The sequence below is a fragment of the Streptococcus sp. 3705 genome (genome assembly GCF_013277145.1).
In the GTDB taxonomy this organism is placed as follows: Bacteria; Bacillota; Bacilli; order Lactobacillales; family Streptococcaceae; genus Streptococcus.
Map to the genome: position 1 here is coordinate 1 of NZ_VMMJ01000033.1, position 22,304 is coordinate 22,304.

The 22,304-nt window shown below is 35.9% G+C and carries 14 protein-coding genes, 1 tRNA gene and 1 pseudogene; 15 read left to right on the plus strand and 1 reads right to left on the minus strand.

What is annotated here, in order from left to right; all coding sequences use genetic code 11:
• Positions 1 to 55: 55 nt before the first annotated feature.
• The 10 genes and pseudogenes from HT714_RS08650 (at position 56) to HT714_RS08695 (ending at position 16,912) form a co-directional block, all read left to right on the plus strand.
• Positions 56 to 2,017, plus strand: coding sequence for an N-6 DNA methylase (locus HT714_RS08650; protein ID WP_173226533.1), 1,962 nt, complete (start codon positions 56 to 58; stop codon positions 2,015 to 2,017).
• Positions 2,007 to 3,011 (plus strand): restriction endonuclease subunit S, encoded by a 1,005-nt coding sequence (locus HT714_RS08655; protein ID WP_173226531.1) that lies wholly within the window; start codon positions 2,007 to 2,009, stop codon positions 3,009 to 3,011. Before HT714_RS08650 ends, HT714_RS08655 begins: the two co-directional genes overlap by 11 nt.
• Positions 3,011 to 4,750, plus strand: a complete 1,740-nt coding sequence (locus HT714_RS08660) for a DUF262 domain-containing protein (protein ID WP_173226529.1) — start codon at positions 3,011 to 3,013, stop codon at positions 4,748 to 4,750. The genes HT714_RS08655 and HT714_RS08660 overlap by 1 nt, the downstream gene beginning before the upstream one ends.
• A gap of 168 nt (positions 4,751 to 4,918) precedes the next feature.
• Positions 4,919 to 5,269 carry a DUF2513 domain-containing protein gene (locus HT714_RS08665; RefSeq protein ID WP_240148123.1) on the plus strand — a complete coding sequence of 117 codons (351 nt, stop codon included), beginning with the start codon at positions 4,919 to 4,921 and terminating at the stop codon, positions 5,267 to 5,269.
• Positions 5,270 to 6,017: 748 nt separating this feature from the next.
• Positions 6,018 to 7,010, plus strand: coding sequence for an ATP-binding cassette domain-containing protein (locus HT714_RS08670; protein ID WP_173226527.1), 993 nt, complete (start codon positions 6,018 to 6,020; stop codon positions 7,008 to 7,010).
• Position 7,011: 1 nt separating this feature from the next.
• Positions 7,012 to 7,830 carry an ABC-2 family transporter protein gene (locus HT714_RS08675; RefSeq protein WP_164226854.1) on the plus strand — a complete coding sequence of 273 codons (819 nt, stop codon included), beginning with the start codon at positions 7,012 to 7,014 and terminating at the stop codon, positions 7,828 to 7,830.
• 1 nt (position 7,831) lies between these two features.
• Complete coding sequence (locus HT714_RS08680) at positions 7,832 to 8,617, plus strand: ABC transporter permease (protein ID WP_164226853.1); 786 nt, start codon at positions 7,832 to 7,834, stop codon at positions 8,615 to 8,617.
• A 100-nt stretch (positions 8,618 to 8,717) separates the two neighbouring features.
• Positions 8,718 to 8,790, plus strand: a tRNA-Thr gene (locus tag HT714_RS08685).
• Positions 8,791 to 9,554: 764 nt separating this feature from the next.
• Positions 9,555 to 16,126 (plus strand): annotated as a pseudogene (locus HT714_RS08690) (S8 family serine peptidase).
• Positions 16,127 to 16,603: 477 nt separating this feature from the next.
• Positions 16,604 to 16,912, plus strand: coding sequence for a hypothetical protein (locus HT714_RS08695; protein ID WP_173226523.1), 309 nt, complete (start codon positions 16,604 to 16,606; stop codon positions 16,910 to 16,912).
• Positions 16,913 to 16,993: 81 nt separating this feature from the next.
• Here the strand turns inward: HT714_RS08695 and HT714_RS08700 are convergent, their stop codons facing one another.
• Positions 16,994 to 17,353, minus strand: a complete 360-nt coding sequence (locus tag HT714_RS08700) for a DUF3397 family protein (protein ID WP_004242853.1) — start codon at positions 17,351 to 17,353, stop codon at positions 16,994 to 16,996.
• Between the two features lie 91 nt (positions 17,354 to 17,444).
• On the opposite strand from HT714_RS08700, the gene HT714_RS08705 reads away from it, so the two are divergent.
• The 5 genes from HT714_RS08705 (at position 17,445) to HT714_RS08725 (ending at position 22,294) form a co-directional block, all read left to right on the plus strand.
• Positions 17,445 to 18,401, plus strand: coding sequence for a TIGR01212 family radical SAM protein (locus HT714_RS08705; protein ID WP_173226521.1), 957 nt, complete (start codon positions 17,445 to 17,447; stop codon positions 18,399 to 18,401).
• Positions 18,385 to 18,942: a class I SAM-dependent methyltransferase gene (locus tag HT714_RS08710; RefSeq protein WP_173226519.1), complete on the plus strand. Its 558-nt coding sequence runs from the start codon at positions 18,385 to 18,387 to the stop codon at positions 18,940 to 18,942. The genes HT714_RS08705 and HT714_RS08710 overlap by 17 nt, the downstream gene beginning before the upstream one ends.
• Positions 18,935 to 19,189 (plus strand): hypothetical protein, encoded by a 255-nt coding sequence (locus HT714_RS08715; RefSeq protein WP_000361085.1) that lies wholly within the window; start codon positions 18,935 to 18,937, stop codon positions 19,187 to 19,189. Before HT714_RS08710 ends, HT714_RS08715 begins: the two co-directional genes overlap by 8 nt.
• 11 nt (positions 19,190 to 19,200) lie before the next feature.
• The gene (locus HT714_RS08720; RefSeq protein ID WP_173226517.1) at positions 19,201 to 21,255 is read left to right on the plus strand and encodes a cation:proton antiporter; all 2,055 of its coding nucleotides are present in this window, start codon (positions 19,201 to 19,203) and stop codon (positions 21,253 to 21,255) included.
• A gap of 178 nt (positions 21,256 to 21,433) precedes the next feature.
• On the plus strand, positions 21,434 to 22,294 hold the full coding sequence (locus HT714_RS08725) for a YihY/virulence factor BrkB family protein (RefSeq protein WP_173226515.1): 861 nt from the start codon (positions 21,434 to 21,436) through the stop codon (positions 22,292 to 22,294).
• Positions 22,295 to 22,304: the final 10 nt, after the last annotated feature.

Below are 22,304 nucleotides of genomic sequence, written 5' to 3' on the forward strand. Positions count from 1 at the left end.
TTTGCTACTTTCTTTGATATAATGGGAAATGATAAACTTAAGGAAGTGAAAAAATATGGCAAACGAAGCAACAGCAACTGACCAATACGTCAGAAGAGAGATAGAAAAATTTGGTATCCGCTATGATGAGCAAGGTTCTTCTCATCCAGAAATTGCTAAAGCGCTAAAAGGAGCTAGCAAACAAGGTAAATCTGGAATTGGAAAGCCTGAATTTGTTATGCAGATCTCAGATTACCTTATTGTGATTGAAGATAAAAGGGACAATGATAAACTTATTAATCTTTCCGGGGATGGTTCTATTGCTAAAGATATTCCATCATTGTCAGGTTTTGCTGTAAATGGTGCTGTACACTACGCAAACCATATCGTAACGAAAACAAGCTCTTTTGATGAAGTAATCGCAATAGGTATTACTGGGGATGAGGAATTTCATAGCATTCAACCTGTATTAGTTTCTATCACTGAAGAAGGAATTACTGAAAAAAAACTTCCAAAGTTAACTGATCTTCAGGAACTTCATCCAAACAATATAAATGAATGGTATTCAGTAAATGTACTTGAAGAATATTCTATTGAGCAAAAACGTATTTTTGAATTGCAAAATGTTTCAAAAGAATTACATGAAGATTTACGAAACTACGCTTCGCTCGAAGGTGAGAATAAAGCAACAGTAATTTCTGCAATTCTTTTAGCCCTTAATGAAGAAGATTTTGATATCAAAAAATTAACAGGTAATAAGTATCCTAGAAAAACTGATGGTAGAGAGGATACAACAAGACCAGTAATTGATAATGATGGAATGAGAATTCTAAAAGCAGTTAAAGATTACATTGCATCTGAAGGTGTTTTGCCAGAAGACAAGGTCAATATTCTTCTCAATAAGTTCTCGTTTTTAGAAACGAATGTCCGGCTGAATGAAAAAAACGAGACATTAGGAGTTACACCGCTTCATTATTTTACTAAAAAATTACAAGATAAAGTTATCCATCACTTTAAACAAAATACAGATTACGATATTTTGGGTAATTTCTATGGTGAGTTTGTGAAATATGGTGGAAGTGATGGGAACGGTCTTGGAATTGTTTTGACACCTCACCATATTACGACGCTTATGACGGAATTAATTGATGTGTTACCGACTGATTATGTATTGGATCCTGCTTGCGGTAGTGGTGCTTTTTTGATTTCTGCAATGAATAGAATGACTAAGCTAGCAAAAGATGAGGACGAAATCAAACATATTAAACAGCATCAACTACTGGGGATAGAGTTGCAGGAAAAGATGTTCACCGTAGCGACAACGAACATGATTTTACGAGGGGATGGCAAAAGTAATCTACAGTTAAACGATATGTTTTCTGTTACCGGTGAAGAGATCCAAAAGCAGAGAGTAAATAAAATCTTGTTTAATCCCCCGTATTCCCAAGGGAAAACAGATAAAACTCTAACAGAAATTAATTTTATTCGTCATGCGCTAGATATGCTGGTAACTGGGGGGAAACTAGCGGTGATTGTCCCTCAATCAACTATGGTTGGTAAATCTAAGGAAGAAAAGGAATATAAGAAAAGAATTCTTGAAAAACATACTTTAGATATGGTAATTACTGTAAATAAAAATACTTTCCATGGTGTGGGGACTAATCCTGTTATCGCAATTTTTGAGGCGGGTAAACCACATGATATTGAACGAAAAAAAGTTAAGTTTATAAATTTTGAAGATGATGGATTTGTAGTGAGAAAACACATAGGTCTGATTGATGACGATTCGGCCAAGGAGAAAAGACGCTTCCTCTTTGATGTAATCAATGGTAACGAGGAGGATTATACGACTGAGTTTATGGTAAAATCCACAATCCAAGCAGAGGATGAATGGTTACATAGTTTCTATTATTTTAACGATGAAATTCCAAGTGATGAGGAATTTGAAAAAACAATTGCAGATTATCTGAGTTTCCAATTTGATATGTATACCCATGGTAGAGGCTATTTATTTGAAGAGGTACAGGATGAAGAATAGAAAATGGAAAGAGTTTAGACTCGCAGAGTTATTCCAAGTAAAACGTGGCAAACGTCTTGTCGAAAGTAGTCGTATTGCGGGAATGCGCCCATTTATAACAGCAGGTTTTCATAACAGTGGAATTGCTAGTTTTATTGCAAATAGTGAGCAGGAAATTTTTCCTAAAAACACAATCACGATTGATATGTTTGCAAATGCATTTTACCGTAATTATTCCTACAGTGCAGATGATAATATTCTAGTGTTAATTAATGATGATATTTCAGAAAACTGTAAATTATTTATTACTTCAGTTTTTGATAATGCAAATCAATTTGGTTATGGAAAACAGTATAGACTAGGAAATTTTAAAAGGCAGAAAATTATGCTTCCTGTTACAAATTACGGGACGCCTGATTGGGCATTTATGGAAGAATATGTTCAAATCAAATATAATCAAATTAAGGACACCTATAAGTTTCCTGAACAACATAAAATATCAGATTTTAGAGAATTAGACGAAGTCGAGTGGGGAGAGTTTTTAATATCGGACTATTTCGATGTTAATAAAGAAAGAGGAAGTGAAAGCAACATGGATTCTTTGGCAAAAGGCAACTTACCTTTAATTTCTGCTAGAAAATTTGGAAATGGTCTAAAGGGATTCGTTGAAACTGAACCACGAAAAATTAAATCATCAAATGTGATAACTTGGAATAAAGATGGTGATGGTGGAGCAGGATTAGCCTACTATCAAGAATTTAAGTTTGCAGTTGATTCACATGTGTTTGTACTATATGCAAAATTTCCAGCCAATAAATACAATCAGTTATTTATTGTTACTTTACTTTCTAAATATAAGGAAGTTTTTAATCATGGTAGAGCAAATTCTTTATCAAGGTATAAAGCTGGAAAAATAATGTTACCAAGTAAAGATGGCTTACCTGATTTTGTTTTCATGGAACAATACATGAAGCGACTCGAAAATAGAATTATAAAGAACTGGAGATTAAATTAATGGTTTTAATTGAAAGTTCACAAAAGACGGTTGAGGAACTACTAACCTTCTTCACAAATAGTAAGACTCTGGAAGTGCCGCTATATCAGAGAGAGTATTCGTGGGAGGAAAAAAACTGGGAAGAATTTTACAATGACTTTTTACGTGCATATGAAAGAAAAAACTCAACAGACTATTGGGGAAACATATTAATTTATGATAATGGAAGCAGTTACGAAGTTGTTGATGGTCAACAAAGAATAATAACCTTCATTGTTTTTATTCACAGTTTAGGGAAAAAAATTAATAATAATGGAAAAATTCCTTTAAAATTCAAAAATTCTGAGTTAAATAGAGTTTGGGAAAGTTTATTTGATGTGGAAGATAATGGAGTTCCTAAGGAGCTTCATGAACGAAGAGGTAATAATTTTTATCGAGCATTTAGATTCTTCCAACGAAAATTGGCTTCTGAATCAAAACATATGAAGACTCGGTATTTTAATTTCTTAATGCAAACTCAGTTTTCTATAGTTACTTCACAAGACGAAGTTGAGAGTTATTTACTATTTGGTAGATTAAACACAAGAGGGATAAGGCTCACAGATATTGATTTAATTAAATACGAAATTTTTCAGAAGACAGAAAGAACCATGGGTGTCGCAGGTGGTGATTCTGTCTTGGATAAGTGGAATGAAATTCATAGGCAATTAGAAGTTTGTAAGATGAATTTTACGAGATATTTCACAGCGTGGTTTGAAGTTAAGTATAATTTTAGTTCAGAAAATTTATATCAAAATTTTTGCGACATGATAGATGAATCGGATTACCTCAGAATACTGGATGGGTTACTGTATACAGCAAAAAATATTTCTAAACTTATTCTAGATAATACTGGGTCACCGAATAGAATAAAAAGAAACTTAGAGTATCTGATAAAAATATCGAACTCCTCCAAGATATATAATGTAATCATTTCTATAGTAGATATATCATTCGATAGTAAAATTAGGCTCTTTGAAATACTTTCAGTGTATGAATTTGTACGCGCTATTACACCACCTCCAGATACTATGGCTTCTCGTATTGATGGTTGGACACGTCCAGGGATAAGCTATACATATGAGGAAATTGAGGAAGCATATTCTGAGTTTGCATCTAAAATGGCCACACTTGCAACTAATTCAGTAGCAGCGCAAATCAGAACAGATATAGCTGTTTTAAAAGATAAATTAAATAGAAAATTACCTAGCAGGGAAGACTTTATTGATTTCTTTTCAAAATTGAGATATGCAGGTAATGGAGTTTATTTCGATAGAAAAAACGAAGAGATTATGTACTCTAGATATGCGATTTATACGTTAAATAATTGGTTAGAAGTGAGGCGTCCTACTCAAGGAGAGGCATATAGAGTCTATGATGAACCAGAATATAGTATAGAACATATTATTGAGAAATCATTGGGTAATGAACCTGAAGCGTATCAATTCAAAATAGGAAATTTAGTAGTTCTTGAAGATATTATTAATACTAGGTTAAGTGGAGAATGTGATTTATCAAAAAAAATCACAGAATATCAAAATTCGAGCTATCAACAAATAAAAGAATTTCTCAATAAAGAACATAGAAATTTTGATAATCGTTATAGGGCACAGAATGATATTGAATGGGAGATAGATAATTTTTCTGAACAAGCTATTTATCGTAGGGGAAGATATTTAGCGATATGTTTCTATGAAAAAGTAATAGGTTTATTGACTTAGGATTTATAAGTGAGGATGTAGAGAATTAATATTTTTTTCGGGAAAATACTTATTTTTCGGAAAAAAGAACGGTATATATTATGGTAAAATCCACTGATTTATCACTTGACCCTTCTATTAATAAGTTGTACACTGTAATTATATATCACCGAGTAGAGGTTTATTTGGATGAAGAGAAATATGGATTTATGTCGCTTGATACTTTTTAAAATTGAGGATGAGTATAAATCAACTGCGTTGTCTCATTTACAAATTGACGGATATGACATAGAGATAATAGCCTACCATTGTGACTTGTTGTTTGAAGCAGGTTTGATAAAAAGTTATAAACCCACATATGCTAGTGATAAAATCTATTTTTTTAGTGTTGGCGCTTTGACTTGGGAGGGGCATGATTTTCTAGATAAAATAAGAGAAAATACTATGTGGAATAGGACTAAGAATAGGATCAAAGAAAATGCCCTGCCTATGACTTTGGAAGTAATTAAAACTATAGCAACTAGTCTTATAAATGATTAGCTAAGTGTATATTTAAATGATTCTTTATCTTTATAAGAATAATAAATTATCCAAATTTTTATAAGTAACTCAATTTTTTGAAATTAATAAGCAATCAAAGTCTTTTAAATGTTTATATAAATCTATTTTAGAATTTGTTAAACAAAAACTTTATCAAATCAGATTTTATAATTTGTGCCAAGTTCAACTTAAAATTTTGTCCCCTATTTTGCCATATATTTTTAAGAACTTAAGGGAACAATGAGTATTATCCAAATATAGTGTGGGTGGATGAATGTATAAATATGGGCCTTTTTAATGTATTAGGAAGTATAGTAAATAAATGCTTTATGTTCAGAAGGTAAAGCTTAATCTAGCTGAACAATACAGTTGAAACCTGCCCATTGGGTGGGTTTTTTGGTGTTTTAAGGAGACTATTAAGCCAGAATTTTGGACTAATACTCTTCGAAAATTAAATTCAAACCACGTAAGCTTTATCTGCAACCTCAAAGCTGTGCTTTGAGCTACCTGCCTCTAGCTTCCTAGTTTGCTCTTTGATTTTCATTGAGTATACAAATACCACTTTAAGAGAAAAATTTTCAATTTCATAATCTGTAGGCAAACGCTTGCATTCTAGTTTTTATTGGACTATAATAGGTTGGTATAAAACCTTCTGTAGCAATAAAATGTAGAAGGTGTAGAAAGTAAGGATTTAGAATACTTGTGTTTGAAAATACGATTTTCTATTCCTTGCGATAGGGAGATAGATATGGCAATGATAGAAGTGGAACATCTTCAGAAAAATTTTGTGAAGACAGTGAAGGAACCTGGTTTGAAGGGAGCTTTGCGCTCCTTTATTCATCCTGAAAAGCAGACCTTTGAAGCAGTCAAGGATTTGACTTTTGAGGTACCAAAGGGGCAGATTTTAGGCTTCATCGGGGCAAATGGTGCTGGGAAGTCGACAACCATTAAAATGCTGACCGGGATTTTGAAACCGACATCTGGATTTTGTCGGATTAACGGCAAGATTCCGCAGGATAATCGCCAAGATTATGTCAAGGATATTGGGGTTGTTTTTGGACAACGTACCCAGCTATGGTGGGATTTGGCCCTGCAAGAGACCTACACGGTCTTGAAGGAGATTTACGACGTGCCAGACTCGCTCTTTCATAAGCGCATGGATTTTTTGAATGAAGTCTTGGATTTGAAGGACTTTATCAAGGACCCTGTGCGGACTCTTTCACTGGGACAGCGCATGCGGGCGGATATTGCGGCTTCCTTACTTCACAATCCCAAGGTTCTCTTTTTAGATGAGCCGACCATTGGTTTGGATGTTTCGGTCAAGGATAACATTCGTCGGGCTATTACTCAGATCAATCAGGAGGAAGAAACAACCATTCTCTTGACCACTCATGACTTGAGCGACATTGAGCAACTTTGTGATCGGATTTTTATGATTGATAAGGGGCAGGAAATTTTTGATGGAACGGTTAGCCAGCTCAAGGAGACCTTTGGTAAGATGAAGACACTCTCCTTTGAACTGCTACCAGGTCAAAGTCATCTCCTTTCTCACTATGAAGGCTTTTCGGATATGACAATTGATAGACAAGGAAATAGCCTCAATATTGAATTTGACAGTTCCCGCTACCAGTCAGCTGACATTATTAAGCAAACACTGTCTGATTTTGAAGTCCGTGATTTGAAGATGGTGGATACGGATATTGAGGATATTATCCGTCGCTTCTATCGAAAGGAGCTCTAAGATGGTCAAATTGTGGAGACGTTATAAACCCTTTATAAATGCAGGTGTTCAGGAATTGATCACCTATCGAGTCAACTTCATTCTTTATCGGATAGGCGATGTTATGGGGGCTTTTGTGGCCTTTTATCTCTGGAAGGCTGTCTTTGATTCCTCGCAGGAGTCTTTGATTCAGGGCTTCAGTATGGCAGATATCACCCTCTACATCATTATGAGTTTTGTGACCAATCTGTTGACCAGGTCTGATAGCTCTTTTATGATTGGGGAGGAGGTCAAGGATGGTTCCATTATCATGCGCTTGTTGCGACCAGTGCATTTTGCGGCTTCTTATCTTTTCACAGAACTTGGTTCCAAGTGGTTGATTTTTATTAGCGTTGGCCTTCCATTTTTAAGTGTCATTGTCTTGATGAAAATCTTATCTGGGCAAGGGATTGCAGAGGTGCTGGGATTAACTGTCCTTTATCTTTTTAGCTTAACGCTGGCCTATCTGATTAACTTTTTCTTTAATATTTGCTTTGGATTTTCAGCCTTTGTATTTAAAAATCTTTGGGGTTCCAACCTACTTAAGACTTCCATAGTGGCCTTTATGTCTGGAAGTTTGATTCCCTTGGCTTTCTTTCCAAAGGTTGTTTCAGATATTCTGTCCTTCCTGCCTTTTTCATCCTTGATCTACACTCCGGTCATGATTATTGTTGGGAAATACGATGCCAGTCAGATGATTCAGGCGCTCCTTTTGCAGTTTTTCTGGCTCTTAGTGATGGTGGGCTTGTCTCAGTTGATTTGGAAACGAGTCCAGTCATTTATCACCATTCAAGGAGGTTAGTATGAAAAAATATCAACGCATGCATCTGATTTTTATTAGACAATACATCAAGCAAATTATGGAGTACAAGGTGGATTTTGTGGTTGGTGTGCTGGGAGTTTTCTTGACTCAAGGCTTGAATCTCTTGTTTCTCAATGTCATCTTTCAACACATCCCATCCCTAGAAGGTTGGACTTTTCAAGAAATCGCCTTTATCTATGGTTTTTCATTGATTCCCAAGGGCTTGGACCATCTCTTTTTTGACAATCTCTGGGCACTGGGCCAACGCCTAGTGCGAAAAGGGGAGTTTGACAAGTATCTGACTCGTCCTATCAATCCCCTCTTCCACATCCTAGTCGAGACCTTTCAGATTGATGCCTTGGGTGAACTCTTGGTCGGTGGAATTTTACTAGCGACAACAGTATCAAGCATTGCTTGGACTCTTCCAAAATTCTTGCTTTTCCTAGTCTGCATACCATTTGCGACCTTGATTTATACTTCCTTGAAAATCGCGACAGCTAGTATCGCTTTTTGGACCAAACAGTCAGGGGCTATGATTTACATCTTCTATATGTTCAATGATTTTGCCAAGTATCCGATTTCGATTTACAATTCTCTTCTTCGTTGGTTGATTAGCTTTATCGTGCCTTTTGCCTTTACGGCCTACTATCCTGCCAGCTATTTTTTGCAGGACAAGGATGTAATCTTTAACATCGGAGGTTTGATGTTGATTTCTCTGGTTTTCTTTGTCATTTCCCTTAAACTTTGGGACAGGGGCTTGGATTCTTATGAAAGTGCTGGGTCCTAAGAAGAAGAAACTCAAAGCCTTGTCTCAGGACAGGCTTTTTCTAATAGAGATGAAAATTCCTTGACATCTATTCTCAGAGTGCTATACTGTAAGTGTAATAGCCGATTTAGCTCAGTTGGTAGAGCAAGGCACTCGTAAAGCCTAGGTCACAGGTTCGATCCCTGCAATCGGCAAAGTGAAGAAGTCTCATCAGGCTTCTTTTTCTTTTTAAAGAAAATCAGACCACTTAGACCGGTATAGAGACCAGATAGGCAAACGAACTTGTTCTTGAAACTGACCTCTGCTATAATAATTTTTGTAAGGGACGTGAGTATTCATACTCTTCGAAAATCTCTTCAAACAAAGTCAGCTTCACCTTGCCGTTTATATGTGACTGACTTCGTCAGTTCTATCCACAACCTCAAAGCAGTGCTTTTAGCAACCTGCGGCTAGCTTCCTAGTTTGTTTTTTGATTTTCATTGAGTATTAGTTGCTAGAGCAAGGCACTCGTAAAGCCTAGGTCACAGGTGAACATATGACTGAAGATTTGAAAAAATAGATATGTATAAATAACCGTTAAGCCTTATTCTTAGCGGTTATTTATATTGTTTAATAGCGCTGATATTTCATCAATGATGTTTGACTTTGTGATTTTGGTAGTGGTTCAATTTGATTGCTACTATTTTTGATGGTATGAATGTGCTTATAATGTATCCCCGTTAAGTACGAAACTTTTGCATCATTTATTAACATGCGTTAAAAATAAAATTAACCTGCCTTAATTTTTCTTGACTTAAATTTTTTAAATGATATACTATTTTTATGGAGAGCTAACAATTATATATAAATGTACTACTCTATTTCCTAGATAATACTTAGTAAAACTTTTTATAACAAAGGCTAGCAAAGTTAAAGTTTACTATCTATTGGAATTTAAATAAATATGTAAGGAATTAAAATGAAAAAAAGTACAGTATTGTCATTAACCACAGCTGCAGTTATTTTAGCAGCATATGTCCCTAATGAGGTAGTTTTAGCAGACACATCTAGCTCTGAAGATGCTTTAAATATCTCTGATACAGAAAAAGTAGTAGTAGATAAGGAAGCAGAAAATAAAGAAAAACATGAAAATATTCATAATGCTATAGAAACTTCCAAGGATACTGAAGAGAAGAAAACAACGGTTATTGAGGAAAAAGAAGTTGTTAGTAAAGAATCTGTGATAGATAACAAAACTAGCAATGAAGAAGAAAAAATCAAAGAAGATTCCAATCAATCCAAAGAAGATAAAGCGGACTCGTCTGCAATTAAAGACCCAGAAAGTCCCAAAAAAGAGGATAAACTTGTCTATATTGCTGAATTTAAAGATAAAGAATCTGGAGAAAAAGCAATCAAGGAATTATCCAATCTTAAGGATACAAACGTTTTATATACCTATAATACGATTTTTAATGGTGTTTCAATAGAAACAACTCCAGATAATCTGGACAAAATTAAACTAATAGAAGGTATCTCATCGGTTGAACGATCACAAAAAGTCCAGCCAATGATGAATCATGCTAGGAAGGAAATTGGAGTTGAAGAGGCAATTGATTACCTAAAATCTATCAATGCTCCATTTGGTAAAAATTTTGATGGTAGAGGTATGGTTATTTCAAATATCGATACCGGGACAGATTATAGGCATAAGGCCATGAGGATTGATGATGATGCTAAAGACTCAATGAGATTTAAAAAAGAAGACTTAAAAGGTACTGATAAAAATTTCTGGTTGAGTGATAAGATTCCTCATGCTTTCAATTATTATAATGGTGGTAAAATTACTGTAGAAAAAGCTGATGATGGGAGCGATTATTTTGATCCACATGGGATGCATATTGCAGGGATTCTTGCGGGAAATGATACTGAAAAAGATATTAAAAACTTTAACGGAATAGATGGAATTGCTCCTAATGCACAGATCTTCTCTTATAAAATGTACTCTGACGCAGGATCTGGCTTCGCAGGAGATGAAACAATGTTTCATGCTATTGAAGATTCCATTAAACACAATGTCGATGTTGTTTCGGTATCATCTGGCTTTACAGGAACAGGTCTTGTAGGTGAAAAATATTGGCAAGCTATTAGAGCGTTAAGAAAAGCAGGCATTCCAATGGTTGTAGCTACGGGTAACTATGCAACTTCTGCTTCAAGTTCTTCATGGGATTTAGTGGCAAATAATAATCTGAAAATGACCGACACTGGAAATGTAACACGAACTGCAGCACATGAAGATGCGATAGCAGTTGCTTCTGCTAAAAATCAAACAGTTGAGTTTGATAAAGTTAAGATTGGAGGAGAAAGTTTTAAATACAGAAATATAGGGGCCTTTTTCGATAAGAATAAAATCATAACAAACGAAGATGGTTCAAAAGCTCCTAGTAAATTGAAATTTGTATATATAGGCAAAGGTCAAGACCAAGATTTGATAGGTTTGGATCTTAAGGGCAAAATTGCAGTAATGGATAGAATTTATACCAAGGATTTAAAAAATGCTTTTAAACGAGCAACGGATAAGGGTGCACGCGCCATTATGGTTGTAAATACTGTAAATTACTACAATAGAGATAATTGGACAGAGCTCCCAGCTATGGGATATGAAGAGGATGAAGGAACGACTAGTCAAGTTTTCTCAATTTCAGGAGATGATGGTGTAAAGTTATGGAACATGATTAACCCTGATAAAAAAACTAAAGTCAAAAGAAATAATAAAGAAGATTTTAAAGATAAATTGGAGCAATACTATCCAATTGATATGGCAAGCTATAATTCTAATAAACCGAATGTAGGTGATGAAAAAGAAATTGACTTTAAGTTTGCACCTGAAACCGACAAAGAACTTTATAAAGAAGATATTATAGTCCCAGCAGGATCCACATCTTGGGGACCGAGAACAGATTTACTTTTAAAACCTGATGTCTCAGCACCTGGTAAAAACATTAAATCCACTCTCAATGTCATTAATGGGAAATCAACTTATGGTTATATGTCAGGGACTAGTATGGCAACTCCAATCGTGGCAGCTTCTACTGTTTTGATTAGACCAAAGTTAAAGGAAATGCTTGAAAGACCTGTATTGAAAAATCTTAAGGGAGATGACAAAATAGATCTTACAAGTCTTACAAAAATAGCCCTACAAAATACTGCACGCCCTATGATGGATGCGACTTCTTGGAAAGAAAAAAGTCAATACTTTGCATCACCTAGACAACAGGGGGCAGGGCTAATTAATGTTGCCAATGCATTGAGAAATGAAGTTGTAGCGACTTTCAAAAACACAGATTCTAAAGGTTTAGTAAACTCTTATGGTTCTATTTCTCTTAAAGAAATAAAAGGAGATAAAAAATATTTTACAATTAAGCTTCACAATACATCAAACAGACCTTTGACCTTTAAAGTTTCAGCATCTGCTATAACTACAGATGCTCTAACTGACAGACTCAAACTGGATGAAACATATAAAGACGAAAAATCTCCAGATGGGAAGCAAATTGTTCCAGAAATCCACCCAGAAAAAATCAAAGGAGCAAATATTACATTTGAGCATGACACTTTCACTATAGGCCCAAATTCTAGCTTTGATTTAAATGCGGTTATAAATGTTGGGGAGGCCAAAAACAAAAATAAATTTGTAGAATCGTTTATTCATTTTGAGTCAGTGGAAGAAATGGAAGCTCTAAACTCCAATGGGAAGAAAACACATTTTCAACCTTCTTTATCGATGCCTCTAATGGGATTTGCTGGGAATTGGAACCACGAACCAATCCTTGATAAATGGGCCTGGGAAGAAGGTTCAAAATCAAAAAAATGGAAGGTTATGATGATGATGGTAAACCAAAAATTCCAGGAACCTTAAATAAGGGAATTGGTGGAGAACATGGTATAGATAAATTTAATCCAGCAGGAGTTATACAAAATAGAAAAGATAAAAATACAACATCCCTAGATCAAAATCCAGAATTATTTGCTTTCAATAACGAAGGGATCAACGCACCATCATCAAGTGGTTCTAAGATCGCTAAAATTTATCCTTTAGATTCAAATGGAAATCCTCAAGATGCTCAACTTGAGAGAGGATTAACACCTTCTCCACTTGTATTAAGAAGTGCAGAAGAAGGATTGATTTCAATAGTAAATACAAATAAAGAGGGAGAAAATCAAATTGACTTAAAAGTCATTTCGAGAGAACACTTTATTAAAGGAATTTTGAACTCTAAGAGAAATGATGCAAAGGGAATCAAATCTTCTAAACTAAAAGTTTGGGGTGACTTGAAATGGGATGGACTCATTTATAACCCTAGAGGTAGAGAAGAAAATGCACCAGAAAGCAAGGATACTAAAGATCCTGCTACTAAGATAAGAGGTCAATTTGAACCGATTGCAGAAGGTCAATATTTCTATAAATTTAAATATAGATTAACCAAGGACTACCCATGGCAGGTTTCCTATATTCCTGTAAAAATTGATAACACAGCCCCTAAGATTGTTTCTGTTGATTTTTCAAATCCTGAAAAAATTAAGCTGATTACAAAGGATACTTATCACAAGGTAAAAGAGCAATACAAGAATGAAACGCTATTTGCTAGAGATCAGAAAGAACATCCTGAAAAATTTGACGAGATTGCCAACGAAGTTTGGTATGCTGGCGCCGCTCTTGTTAATGAAGATGGAGAGGTTGAGAAAAATCTTGAAGTAACTTATGCAGGTGAGGGTCAAGGAAGAAATAGGAAACTTGACAAAGACGGAAATACCATTTATGAAATTAATGGTGCAGGAGATTTAAGAGGAAAAATCATTGAAGTCATTGCATTAGATGGCTCTAGCAATTTCACAAAGATTCATAGAATTAAATTTGATGATCATGCTGATGAAAAGGGGATGATTTCCTATTATCTAGTAGATCCTGATCAGGATTCATCTAAATACCAAAAGCTTGGAGAGATTTCCGAATCTAAATTTAAAAATTTAGAAAATAGAAAAGAGGATAGTCTTAAAAAAGATACAACTGAAGTAGAACATCATCAAGAAAATGAAGAGGCTACCGAAGAAAAATCTAGCTTTACTATCAATAAAGCCATTTCAACAATTAGAGACTTTGAAAGCAAAGATTTAAAGAAACTCATTAAAAAGAAATTTAGAGAAGTTGATGACTTTACAAGTGAAACTGGTAAGAGAATAGAGGAATACGATTATAAATACGATGATAAGGGAAATATCATTGCTTATGACGATGGTAGTGCCTTACAATATGAAACTGAAAAACTTGACGAAATCAAATCAAAAATTTATGGTGTTCTAAGCCCGTCTAAAGATGGACACTTTGAAATTCTTGGAAAGATAAGTAATGTTTCTAAAAATGCTAAGGTATATTATGGAAATAACTATAAGTCTATAGAAATCAAAACGACCAAGTATGATTCGCATTCAAAAACGATGACATTTGATCTATACGCTAATATTAATGATATTGTGGATGGATTAGCTTTTGCAGGAGATATGAGATTCTTTGTTAAAGATGATGATCAGATAAAAGCTGAAACGAAGATTAGAATGCCTGAAAAAAATAAGGAAACTAAAACAGAATATCCCTATGCATCAAGTTATGGGAATGTAATAGAATTAGGAGAAGGAGATCTTTCAAAAAATAAACCAACCAATTTAACGGACATGGAATCTGGTAAAATTTATTCTGATTCAGAAAAACAACAATATCTATTAAAGGATAACATCATTCTAAGAAAAGGCTATGCACTAAAAGTGACTACCTATAATCCTGGAAAAACGGATATGTTAGAAGGAAATGGAGTTTATAGCCAGGAAGATATAGCAAAAATACAAAATTCCAATCCTAATCTAAGAGCCCTTTCAGAAAAAATAATTTATTCTGACAGTAGAAATGTTGAAGATGGAAGAAGTACTCAAGCTGTATTAATGTCGGCTTTGGACGGCTTTAACATTGTAAGGTATCAAGTGTTTACATTTAAAATGAACGATAAAGGGGAAGCTATCGATAAAGACGGAAATCTTGTAGCAGATCCTTCTAAACTTGTATTATTTGGTAAGGATGGTAAAGAGTACACTGGAGAGGATAAGTCCAATGTAGAAGCTATAAAAGAAGATGGCTCTACGTTATTTATTGATGCAAAACCAGTAAATCTTTCAATGGACAAGAACTACTTTAATCCATCTAAATTTAATAAAATTTATGTACGAAATCCAGAGTTTTATTTAAGAGGTAAGATTTCTGATAAGGGTGGTTTTAACTGGGAATTGAGAGTTAATGAATCTGTTGTAGATAATTATTTAATCTACGGAGATTTACACATTGATAACACTAGAGATTTTAACGTTAAGCTTAATGTTAAAGACGGTGACATCATGGACTGGGGAATGAAAGACTATAAAGCAAACGGATTTCCAGATAAGGTAACAGATATGGATGGAAATGTTTATCTTCAAACTGGCTATAGCGATTTGAATGCGAAAGCGGTTGGAGTACACTATCAATTTTTATATGATAATGTTAAACCAGAAGTAAACATTGATCCTGAGGGAAATACTAGTATCGAATATGCTGATGGAAAATCTGTAGTCTTTAACATCAATGATAAAAGAGATAATGGATTCAATGGTGAGATTCAAGACAAACATATTTATGTAAATGGAAAAGAATATAAATCATTTGATGATATTAAACAACTAACAGATAAGACACTAAATATTAAGATTCTTGTAAAAGATTTTGCAAGAAATACAACCGTAAAAGAATTCATTTTAAATAAAGATACGGGAGAGGTAAGAGAATTAAAACCTCATAGGGTAACTGTGACCATTCAAAATGGAAAAGAAATGAGTTCTAAGATAGTGTCGGAAGAAGATTTCATTTTACCTGTCTATGAGGGTGAATTAGAAAAAGGATATCAATTTGATGGCTGGGAAATTTCTGGTGTCGAAGGGAAAAAAGATGCTGGTTATGTTATTAATGTGTCAAAAGATACCCTTATAAAACCTGTATTCAAGAAAATAGAGGAGAAAAAGGAGGAGGAAAATAAACCTACTTTTGATGTATCCAAAAAGAAAGATAACCCACAGGCAAATCCTAGTCAATTAGATGAAAGTCACAGAAAAGAAGACTTACAAAGAGAAAATCATTCACACAAATTTGATTCAACCAAAGATGTCAAAACTACAGTTCCTGTACAAGTAAATTATAGTCAATTAGATGAAAGTCAAAGATCTGATTCAACTAAGGATGTTACAGCTACAGTTCCTGATGAAAATGATAAAAACTTTGAAAATAAGAAGGAAGTTTATCTTAATGAACCAGAGAACATAGCTAATAAACATACCAATATTGATAGTAAATCAATTACTAACAATGATAGGTTGCCAAAAACCGGAACAGTTAGAGAAGGTTTTACACCATTCATTGCTGGAATAATGTTTACCGTAGGTGCATTTCTTGGATTGAAGAAAAAAGATCAAGATTAAGACTAAAGCTATAGATGAAAAAATGGTTTGTGTACTGAGATAGTATGATGATGAAACAGTTTTGTAAAAATAGCTATTTATAACTTAATTATTTAGTTTACTTTACTATTGGTACTCTTTTTGGATTTATTAATGAACTTAGTTTTGATAACTAATGAATTGATTGAAAGGGTTAGTATTGACAATATTGATTAGCAAATAGAGTCTATCAAAATTTAAAGTCTAATAGAGGTGATGAGACAATTTCAAGGAATTAAGTAGCGTTTGGTTGCTTAATTCCTTTTTATTTGGAAGGAAGTTTTTCACCTATTTCCTTATTTTATGGCTATTATTGAACCACTTAGACCGAGATTGAGACCAGATAGGCAAAAGAACTTGTTCTTGAAACTGACCTCTGCTATAATGATTGGTGTAAGGGACGTGAGGTATCAATATCAGATAACTCAAGTTCCTAAAAAAGAAATTGGAGATAAAGAAATGAAAAAATTATTAGGGATTGTATTTTTACTAGCAGCAGCGACAGTAGTGTATTTTGGTTCTGTTGGCTGGCCAAGTTTAGATGTCAACCTCTGGTCATTGATTCCGGTAGGCCTGTTCCTCTTTTTCACTCTAGAGAATCTTTTGAAAAAAGACTACAAGGCTAGTCTGATGTGTTTGATTATTGCTTTTATCATCGCCAATGCAATTTTGGACCTTTTGCCAATTTCAAGTGGCTTGGTAATTGGAGCGGGCGTACTAGCTTGCATTGGTATTGGATATATCTTTCCTGATAAAGAAGGAAAATAGGAATTATTAAAAAAGATATAAAGAAAAAAACACTTCAATCATTGTATTTTAGTTTGATTGAGGTGTTTTCGATTTAGTTTTTTATTTCTGAGCCATCAATTCAACAATCATCTCGATATACATAACAAGGGTTAATAAGAATCCTGCACGCCAGAAGAATTTGATGAATTTAGGATAGTAAAAGCTGCGTTTTTTCAAAAGGAAGAAAAAAACGAGAATAATGGCTAGAAGTGAGAGGGCTAGGCCTAGTCTAGGGAGGAAATTATGGGTAAAGGTTTTAGCTGTAATCAAGTAATACTCAAATACTAAAACTGGAAAAGCCAAATCCGCAAAGTTTCGTCCTAGTTTTTTTAATCTAAAAAGTTTGGTTATGATGATGCAGACTACTAAAGTCAGTATCAATAGTAAAATAGATGCTAATTTCATTAAAATCATACCCATATTGTATCATAAAAAATGGCTAATGGAAACGAGAAACAGAGGAATTTATAGGAAAGTCAGGCTTTTGAGATTGTGGATGTTTTTTGTTATAATGAAAGTTATGAAATCTTATAATACCTTGAATGATTACTATCGAAAACTCTTTGGAGAAAAGACTTTTAAAGTCCCTATTGATGCGGGATTTGACTGTCCCAATCGTGATGGGACTGTAGCTCATGGAGGTTGTACTTTTTGTACGGTTTCAGGTTCTGGAGATGCCATTGTGGCACCGGATGCGCCTATCCGTGAGCAATTTTATAAGGAAATTGACTTCATGCATCGTAAGTGGCCAGAGGTTCAGAAGTATCTGGTTTATTTTCAAAATTTTACCAACACCCATGAAAAGGTGGAAGTCATCCGAGAGCGCTATGAGCAGGCTATCAACGAGCCAGGTGTAGTAGGAATCAATATTGGAACGCGACCAGACTGTTTACCAGACGAAACTATTGAATATTTGTCTGAGTTATCGGAGCGCATGCATGTGACGGTTGAATTGGGCTTGCAGACTACTTATGAAACAACCTCTGACCTGATTAACCGTGCCCACTCCTATGAATTGTACGTGGAAACGGTCAAGCGTTTGAGGAAGTATCCCAAAATTGAGATTGTTTCCCATTTGATTAACGGTCTTCCTGGTGAAACCCATGAGATGATGATTGAAAATGTCCGCCGCTGTGTCACGGATAACGATATTCAAGGGATTAAATTGCACTTGCTTCACCTGATGACCAATACGCGTATGCAACGGGATTATCACGAGGGACGTTTGCAACTGATGAGTCAGGACGAGTATGTCAAGGTCATCTGTGACCAACTGGAAATCATTCCTAAACATATCGTCATCCATCGAATCACAGGAGATGCACCTAGAGATATGCTGATTGGTCCTATGTGGAGCCTCAATAAATGGGAAGTGCTAAACAGCATTGAGATGGAGATGCGACGTCGTGGAAGCGTGCAAGGATGTAAGGCTGTAAAACAGGAGTTTGAAAATGAAAAGACCACTTGAGATGGCACATGATTTTTTGGCTGAGGTTGTAACTCAGGACGATATCGTAGTGGATGCGACCATGGGAAATGGTCATGACACGCTTTTTCTAGCCAAATTAGCCAAGAAAGTCTATGCCTTTGATATTCAGGAGCAAGCCTTGGAAAAGACGCAAGAGCGTTTGAACCAAGCTGGCCTGACAAATGCCCAGTTAATTTTGCAAGGTCATGAGACACTGGATCAGTTTGTGACAGAAGCCAAGGCAGGAATTTTTAATCTGGGCTATCTGCCGTCAGCTGATAAGTCTGTCATCACCCGACCACAGACAACGATTGAAGCATTAGAAAAGCTGTGTGGCTTACTTGTCAAAGGTGGACGGATTGCTATCATGATCTACTATGGTCATGATGGTGGCGACCTCGAGAGGGATGCTGTCTTGGATTTTGTTAGCCAGTTGAACCAACAAGAGTACACAGCTGCCATTTACCGAACTTTAAACCAAGTCAACAACCCACCATTTTTAGTGATGATTGAAAAATTAGAGAGATATAGACATGGATAAACAATACCTACGTGAAAAGCTGGATGCCATGCGCCAGAATTTTGTTGAATCAACCCACCACGAACGAGCAGTAGGTGTGTTAGACCAAGCGCATATGAGCAAAAAAATGCTTAAAATCAAGAAAAAATTAGTTGCTCTTGAAATGGAACGGTGCCAGAGAAAAATTGAGCACAAAGATTGTTCCAAGATTGACCAAAAAATCAAAGAGCAGAAGGAGATATTTGAATCCTGTTGTAAAAAAGATTAAGGAGGAATTACGTGGAATTACTGATTTACCTTATCCTATTCTTACTGGTCTTGATTGTCTCAAGTACAACCAATAAGCTCCTGCCTTTTTTGCCTCTCCCTTTGGTGCAGATTCTTTTGGGAATCGTGATTGGTCTCTTTTTACCCAATACCGACTTTCACCTCAATACGGAGTTGTTTTTGGCACTGGTTATCGGGCCCTTGCTTTTTCGAGAGTCGGAAGAAGCGGACATTACAGCTATTTTAAAACACTGGCGAATCATTATCTATCTCATATTTCCAGTGATTTTTATCTCGACTCTGAGTTTGGGTGGCTTGGCCCATCTTCTTTGGCTCAGCCTTCCATTGGCAGCTTGCTTGGCTGTTGGGGCGGCACTTGGCCCTACGGACTTGGTTGCCTTTGCCTCTCTTTCGGAGCGTTTTAGCTTTCCTAAGCGCGTGTCCAATATCCTTAAAGGTGAAGGACTCTTGAATGATGCTTCTGGTTTGGTGGCTTTTCAGGTTGCCTTGACAGCTTGGACAACTGGAGCTTTTTCCCTTGGGCAAGCTAGTAGTTCGCTCATCTTTTCAATTCTAGGCGGTTTTTTGATTGGCTTTTTAACAGCTATGACCAACCGTTTCCTTCACACATTCTTGCTAAGTGTGCGAGCAACAGATATTGCCAGCGAACTTTTATTAGAATTGAGTTTGCCTCTGGTGACCTTCTTCCTAGCAGAAGAAGTCCATGTTTCGGGGATTATTGCCGTTGTGGTTGCTGGGATTTTAAAGGCAAGCCGTTTTAAGAAGATTACGCTACTCGAAGCCCAAGTGGATACGGTGACCGAGACGGTCTGGCACACAGTCAACTTTATGCTCAACGGTTCTGTCTTTGTGATTTTAGGGATGGAGCTGGAAATGATAGCAGAGCCTATCTTGACCAATCCAATCTATAATCCCTTACTTTTATTGCTATCTCTTGTCGCCCTGACCTTTGTCCTCTTTGCCATTCGTTTTATCATGATTTATGGCTATTATGCCTATAGGACTAGACGTCTCAAGAAAAAGCTAAATAAGTATATGAAGGACATGCTTCTCTTGACCTTCTCAGGTGTTAAGGGAACGGTGTCGATTGCGACAATCCTTCTGATACCAAGTAATCTAGAGCAGGAGTATCCTCTCTTACTTTTCCTCGTTGCAGGTGTGACGCTTGTAAGCTTTTTAACAGGCCTCGTGGTCTTGCCTCATCTTTCTGATGAACAGGAAGAAAGCAAGGACTATCTCATGCATATCGCCATTTTGAATGAAGTAACGATAGAGTTGGAAAAAGAGTTGGAAGATACCAGAAATAAGCTTCCTCTCTATGCAGCTATTGACAATTATCATGGACGTATTGAAAATCTCATCCTGAGTCAAGAAAATAAGGGGGCTCAAGAAGACTGGGCTGCTTTGAAACTCTTGATTCTTAGTATTGAAAGTGATGGATTGGAACAGGCCTATGAAGAGGGGAACATTAGCAATCGTGCTTACCGAGTTTACCAACGTTATCTGAAAAACATAGAACGAGGAATCAATCGTAAGTTTGCGTCAAGACTGACCTATTATTTTCTTGTTTCCTTGAGGATTTTACGTTTTCTCCTGCATGAAGTTTTTACTCTCGGAAAGACCTTCCGTAGCTGGAAGGACAAGGAGCAAAGCCGTCTCCGTGCTCTTGATTATGACCAAATAGCAGAGCTCTATCTTGCCAATACAGAGATGATTATTGAAAGTTTGGAAAACCTGAAGGGAGTCTATAGACGCTCTTTGATTAGTTTTATGCAGGAGTCTCGTCTTCGTGAAACAGCTATTATCAGCAGTGGTGCCTTTGTCGAACGGGTTATTAATCGTGTCAAACCCAACAATATTGATGAAATGCTGAGAGGATATTATCTGGAGCGTAAGTTGATTTTCGAATACGAAGAAAAACGATTGATTACGACCAAGTATGCCAAGAAGTTACGACAAAATGTCAATAACTTAGAGAACTATTCTCTGAAGGAAGCTGCCAATACCCTGCCTTATGATATGGTGGAATTGGTAAGAAGAAATTAGTTAATACTCTTCGAAAATCTCTTCAAACCACGTCAGCGTCGCCTTGGATTATATATGTGACTGACTTCGTCAGTTTCATCTACAACCTCAAAGCAGTGCTTTGAGCAACCTACGGCTAGTTTCCTAGTTTGCTCTTTGATTTTCATTGAGTATAAGATTATAAGTGAAGGAGTGTGACATGAAAAAGTGGTGGAAAGAGCTGATAGATAAGCCTCTATTAAAAGCCTTTTTGTATTATTATCAAGCATCAGATAGTGAGTTGACCAGTGTCGCGGTAGCCTACTATTGGTTGATTTCGATTTTTCCCCTGCTTTTGGTGGTGGTCAATATCCTCCCCTATTTTCAGATTCCTGTGGGAGAATTTCTGGGCTTTATGAAAGACGTCCTGCCCCCAAGCCTCTATGAAGGTGTGGAAAAAATAGCTAGAGAAGTCTTGACGCAACCTTCAACAGGTTTGTTGAGTTTTTCTGTCTTGTCGGCGCTATGGAGTTTTTCAAAATCTATGAATTTCTTGCAAAAAGCTTTTAACAAGGCTTATGGCGTCGAAAAGAGTCGTGGACTTATTTCCCATCAGATGGTGAGTCTCCTGGTCAGTTTTGGTTTGCAGCTCCTCTTTGCGTTTGTCTTGTTTTTGAGCTTATTTGGGCAGATGATTTTGGATTTACTTGCTCATTATTGGACAAAAGATGGCATTATCTATCAGGCTTTACAAGGTTTGGCAGGTCCTCTGACTTACGCCCTCCTCTTTGCTATCTTGGTCATGCTTTATTATTTTCTTCCCAATCTATCTAACAGGAAAATTAGCTATACCCTACCAGGTAGTGCCTTTGTTCTCTTAGTGATTTTAGTTCTACTAACTCTGTTTTCTAGTTATCTCAATTACTATGTCCATCATTTAGTGGATGTCCGAATTTTAGGTTCCGTTCTTCTTGTTGTTATGATGTTTTGGTTTATCTTGATTGCTAAAATTGTTATCCTAGGCGCGGTGATCAATGCCAGTGTTCAGAGTTTGAAAGATCCGAGCTTTAATAAAGATTAACTATTTATCT

Bases quoted from the DNA above. Each gene is read 5' to 3' on its own strand.
- HT714_RS08655 (WP_173226531.1), top strand. From the start codon at position 2,007: ATGAAGAATAGAAAATGGAAAGAGTTTAGACTCGCAGAGTTATTCCAA.
- HT714_RS08725 (WP_173226515.1), top strand. From the start codon at position 21,434: ATGAAAAAGTGGTGGAAAGAGCTGATAGATAAGCCTCTATTAAAAGCC.
- HT714_RS08700 (WP_004242853.1), bottom strand. From the start codon at position 17,353: ATGGGTATGATTTTAATGAAATTAGCATCTATTTTACTATTGATACTG.
- HT714_RS08710 (WP_173226519.1), top strand. From the start codon at position 18,385: ATGAAAAGACCACTTGAGATGGCACATGATTTTTTGGCTGAGGTTGTA.
- HT714_RS08680 (WP_164226853.1), top strand. From the start codon at position 7,832: ATGAAAAAATATCAACGCATGCATCTGATTTTTATTAGACAATACATC.
- HT714_RS08715 (WP_000361085.1), top strand. From the start codon at position 18,935: ATGGATAAACAATACCTACGTGAAAAGCTGGATGCCATGCGCCAGAAT.
- HT714_RS08665 (WP_240148123.1), top strand. From the start codon at position 4,919: ATGAAGAGAAATATGGATTTATGTCGCTTGATACTTTTTAAAATTGAG.
- HT714_RS08705 (WP_173226521.1), top strand. From the start codon at position 17,445: ATGAAAGTTATGAAATCTTATAATACCTTGAATGATTACTATCGAAAA.
- HT714_RS08650 (WP_173226533.1), top strand. From the start codon at position 56: ATGGCAAACGAAGCAACAGCAACTGACCAATACGTCAGAAGAGAGATA.
- HT714_RS08670 (WP_173226527.1), top strand. From the start codon at position 6,018: ATGGCAATGATAGAAGTGGAACATCTTCAGAAAAATTTTGTGAAGACA.
- HT714_RS08675 (WP_164226854.1), top strand. From the start codon at position 7,012: ATGGTCAAATTGTGGAGACGTTATAAACCCTTTATAAATGCAGGTGTT.
- HT714_RS08695 (WP_173226523.1), top strand. From the start codon at position 16,604: ATGAAAAAATTATTAGGGATTGTATTTTTACTAGCAGCAGCGACAGTA.
- HT714_RS08660 (WP_173226529.1), top strand. From the start codon at position 3,011: ATGGTTTTAATTGAAAGTTCACAAAAGACGGTTGAGGAACTACTAACC.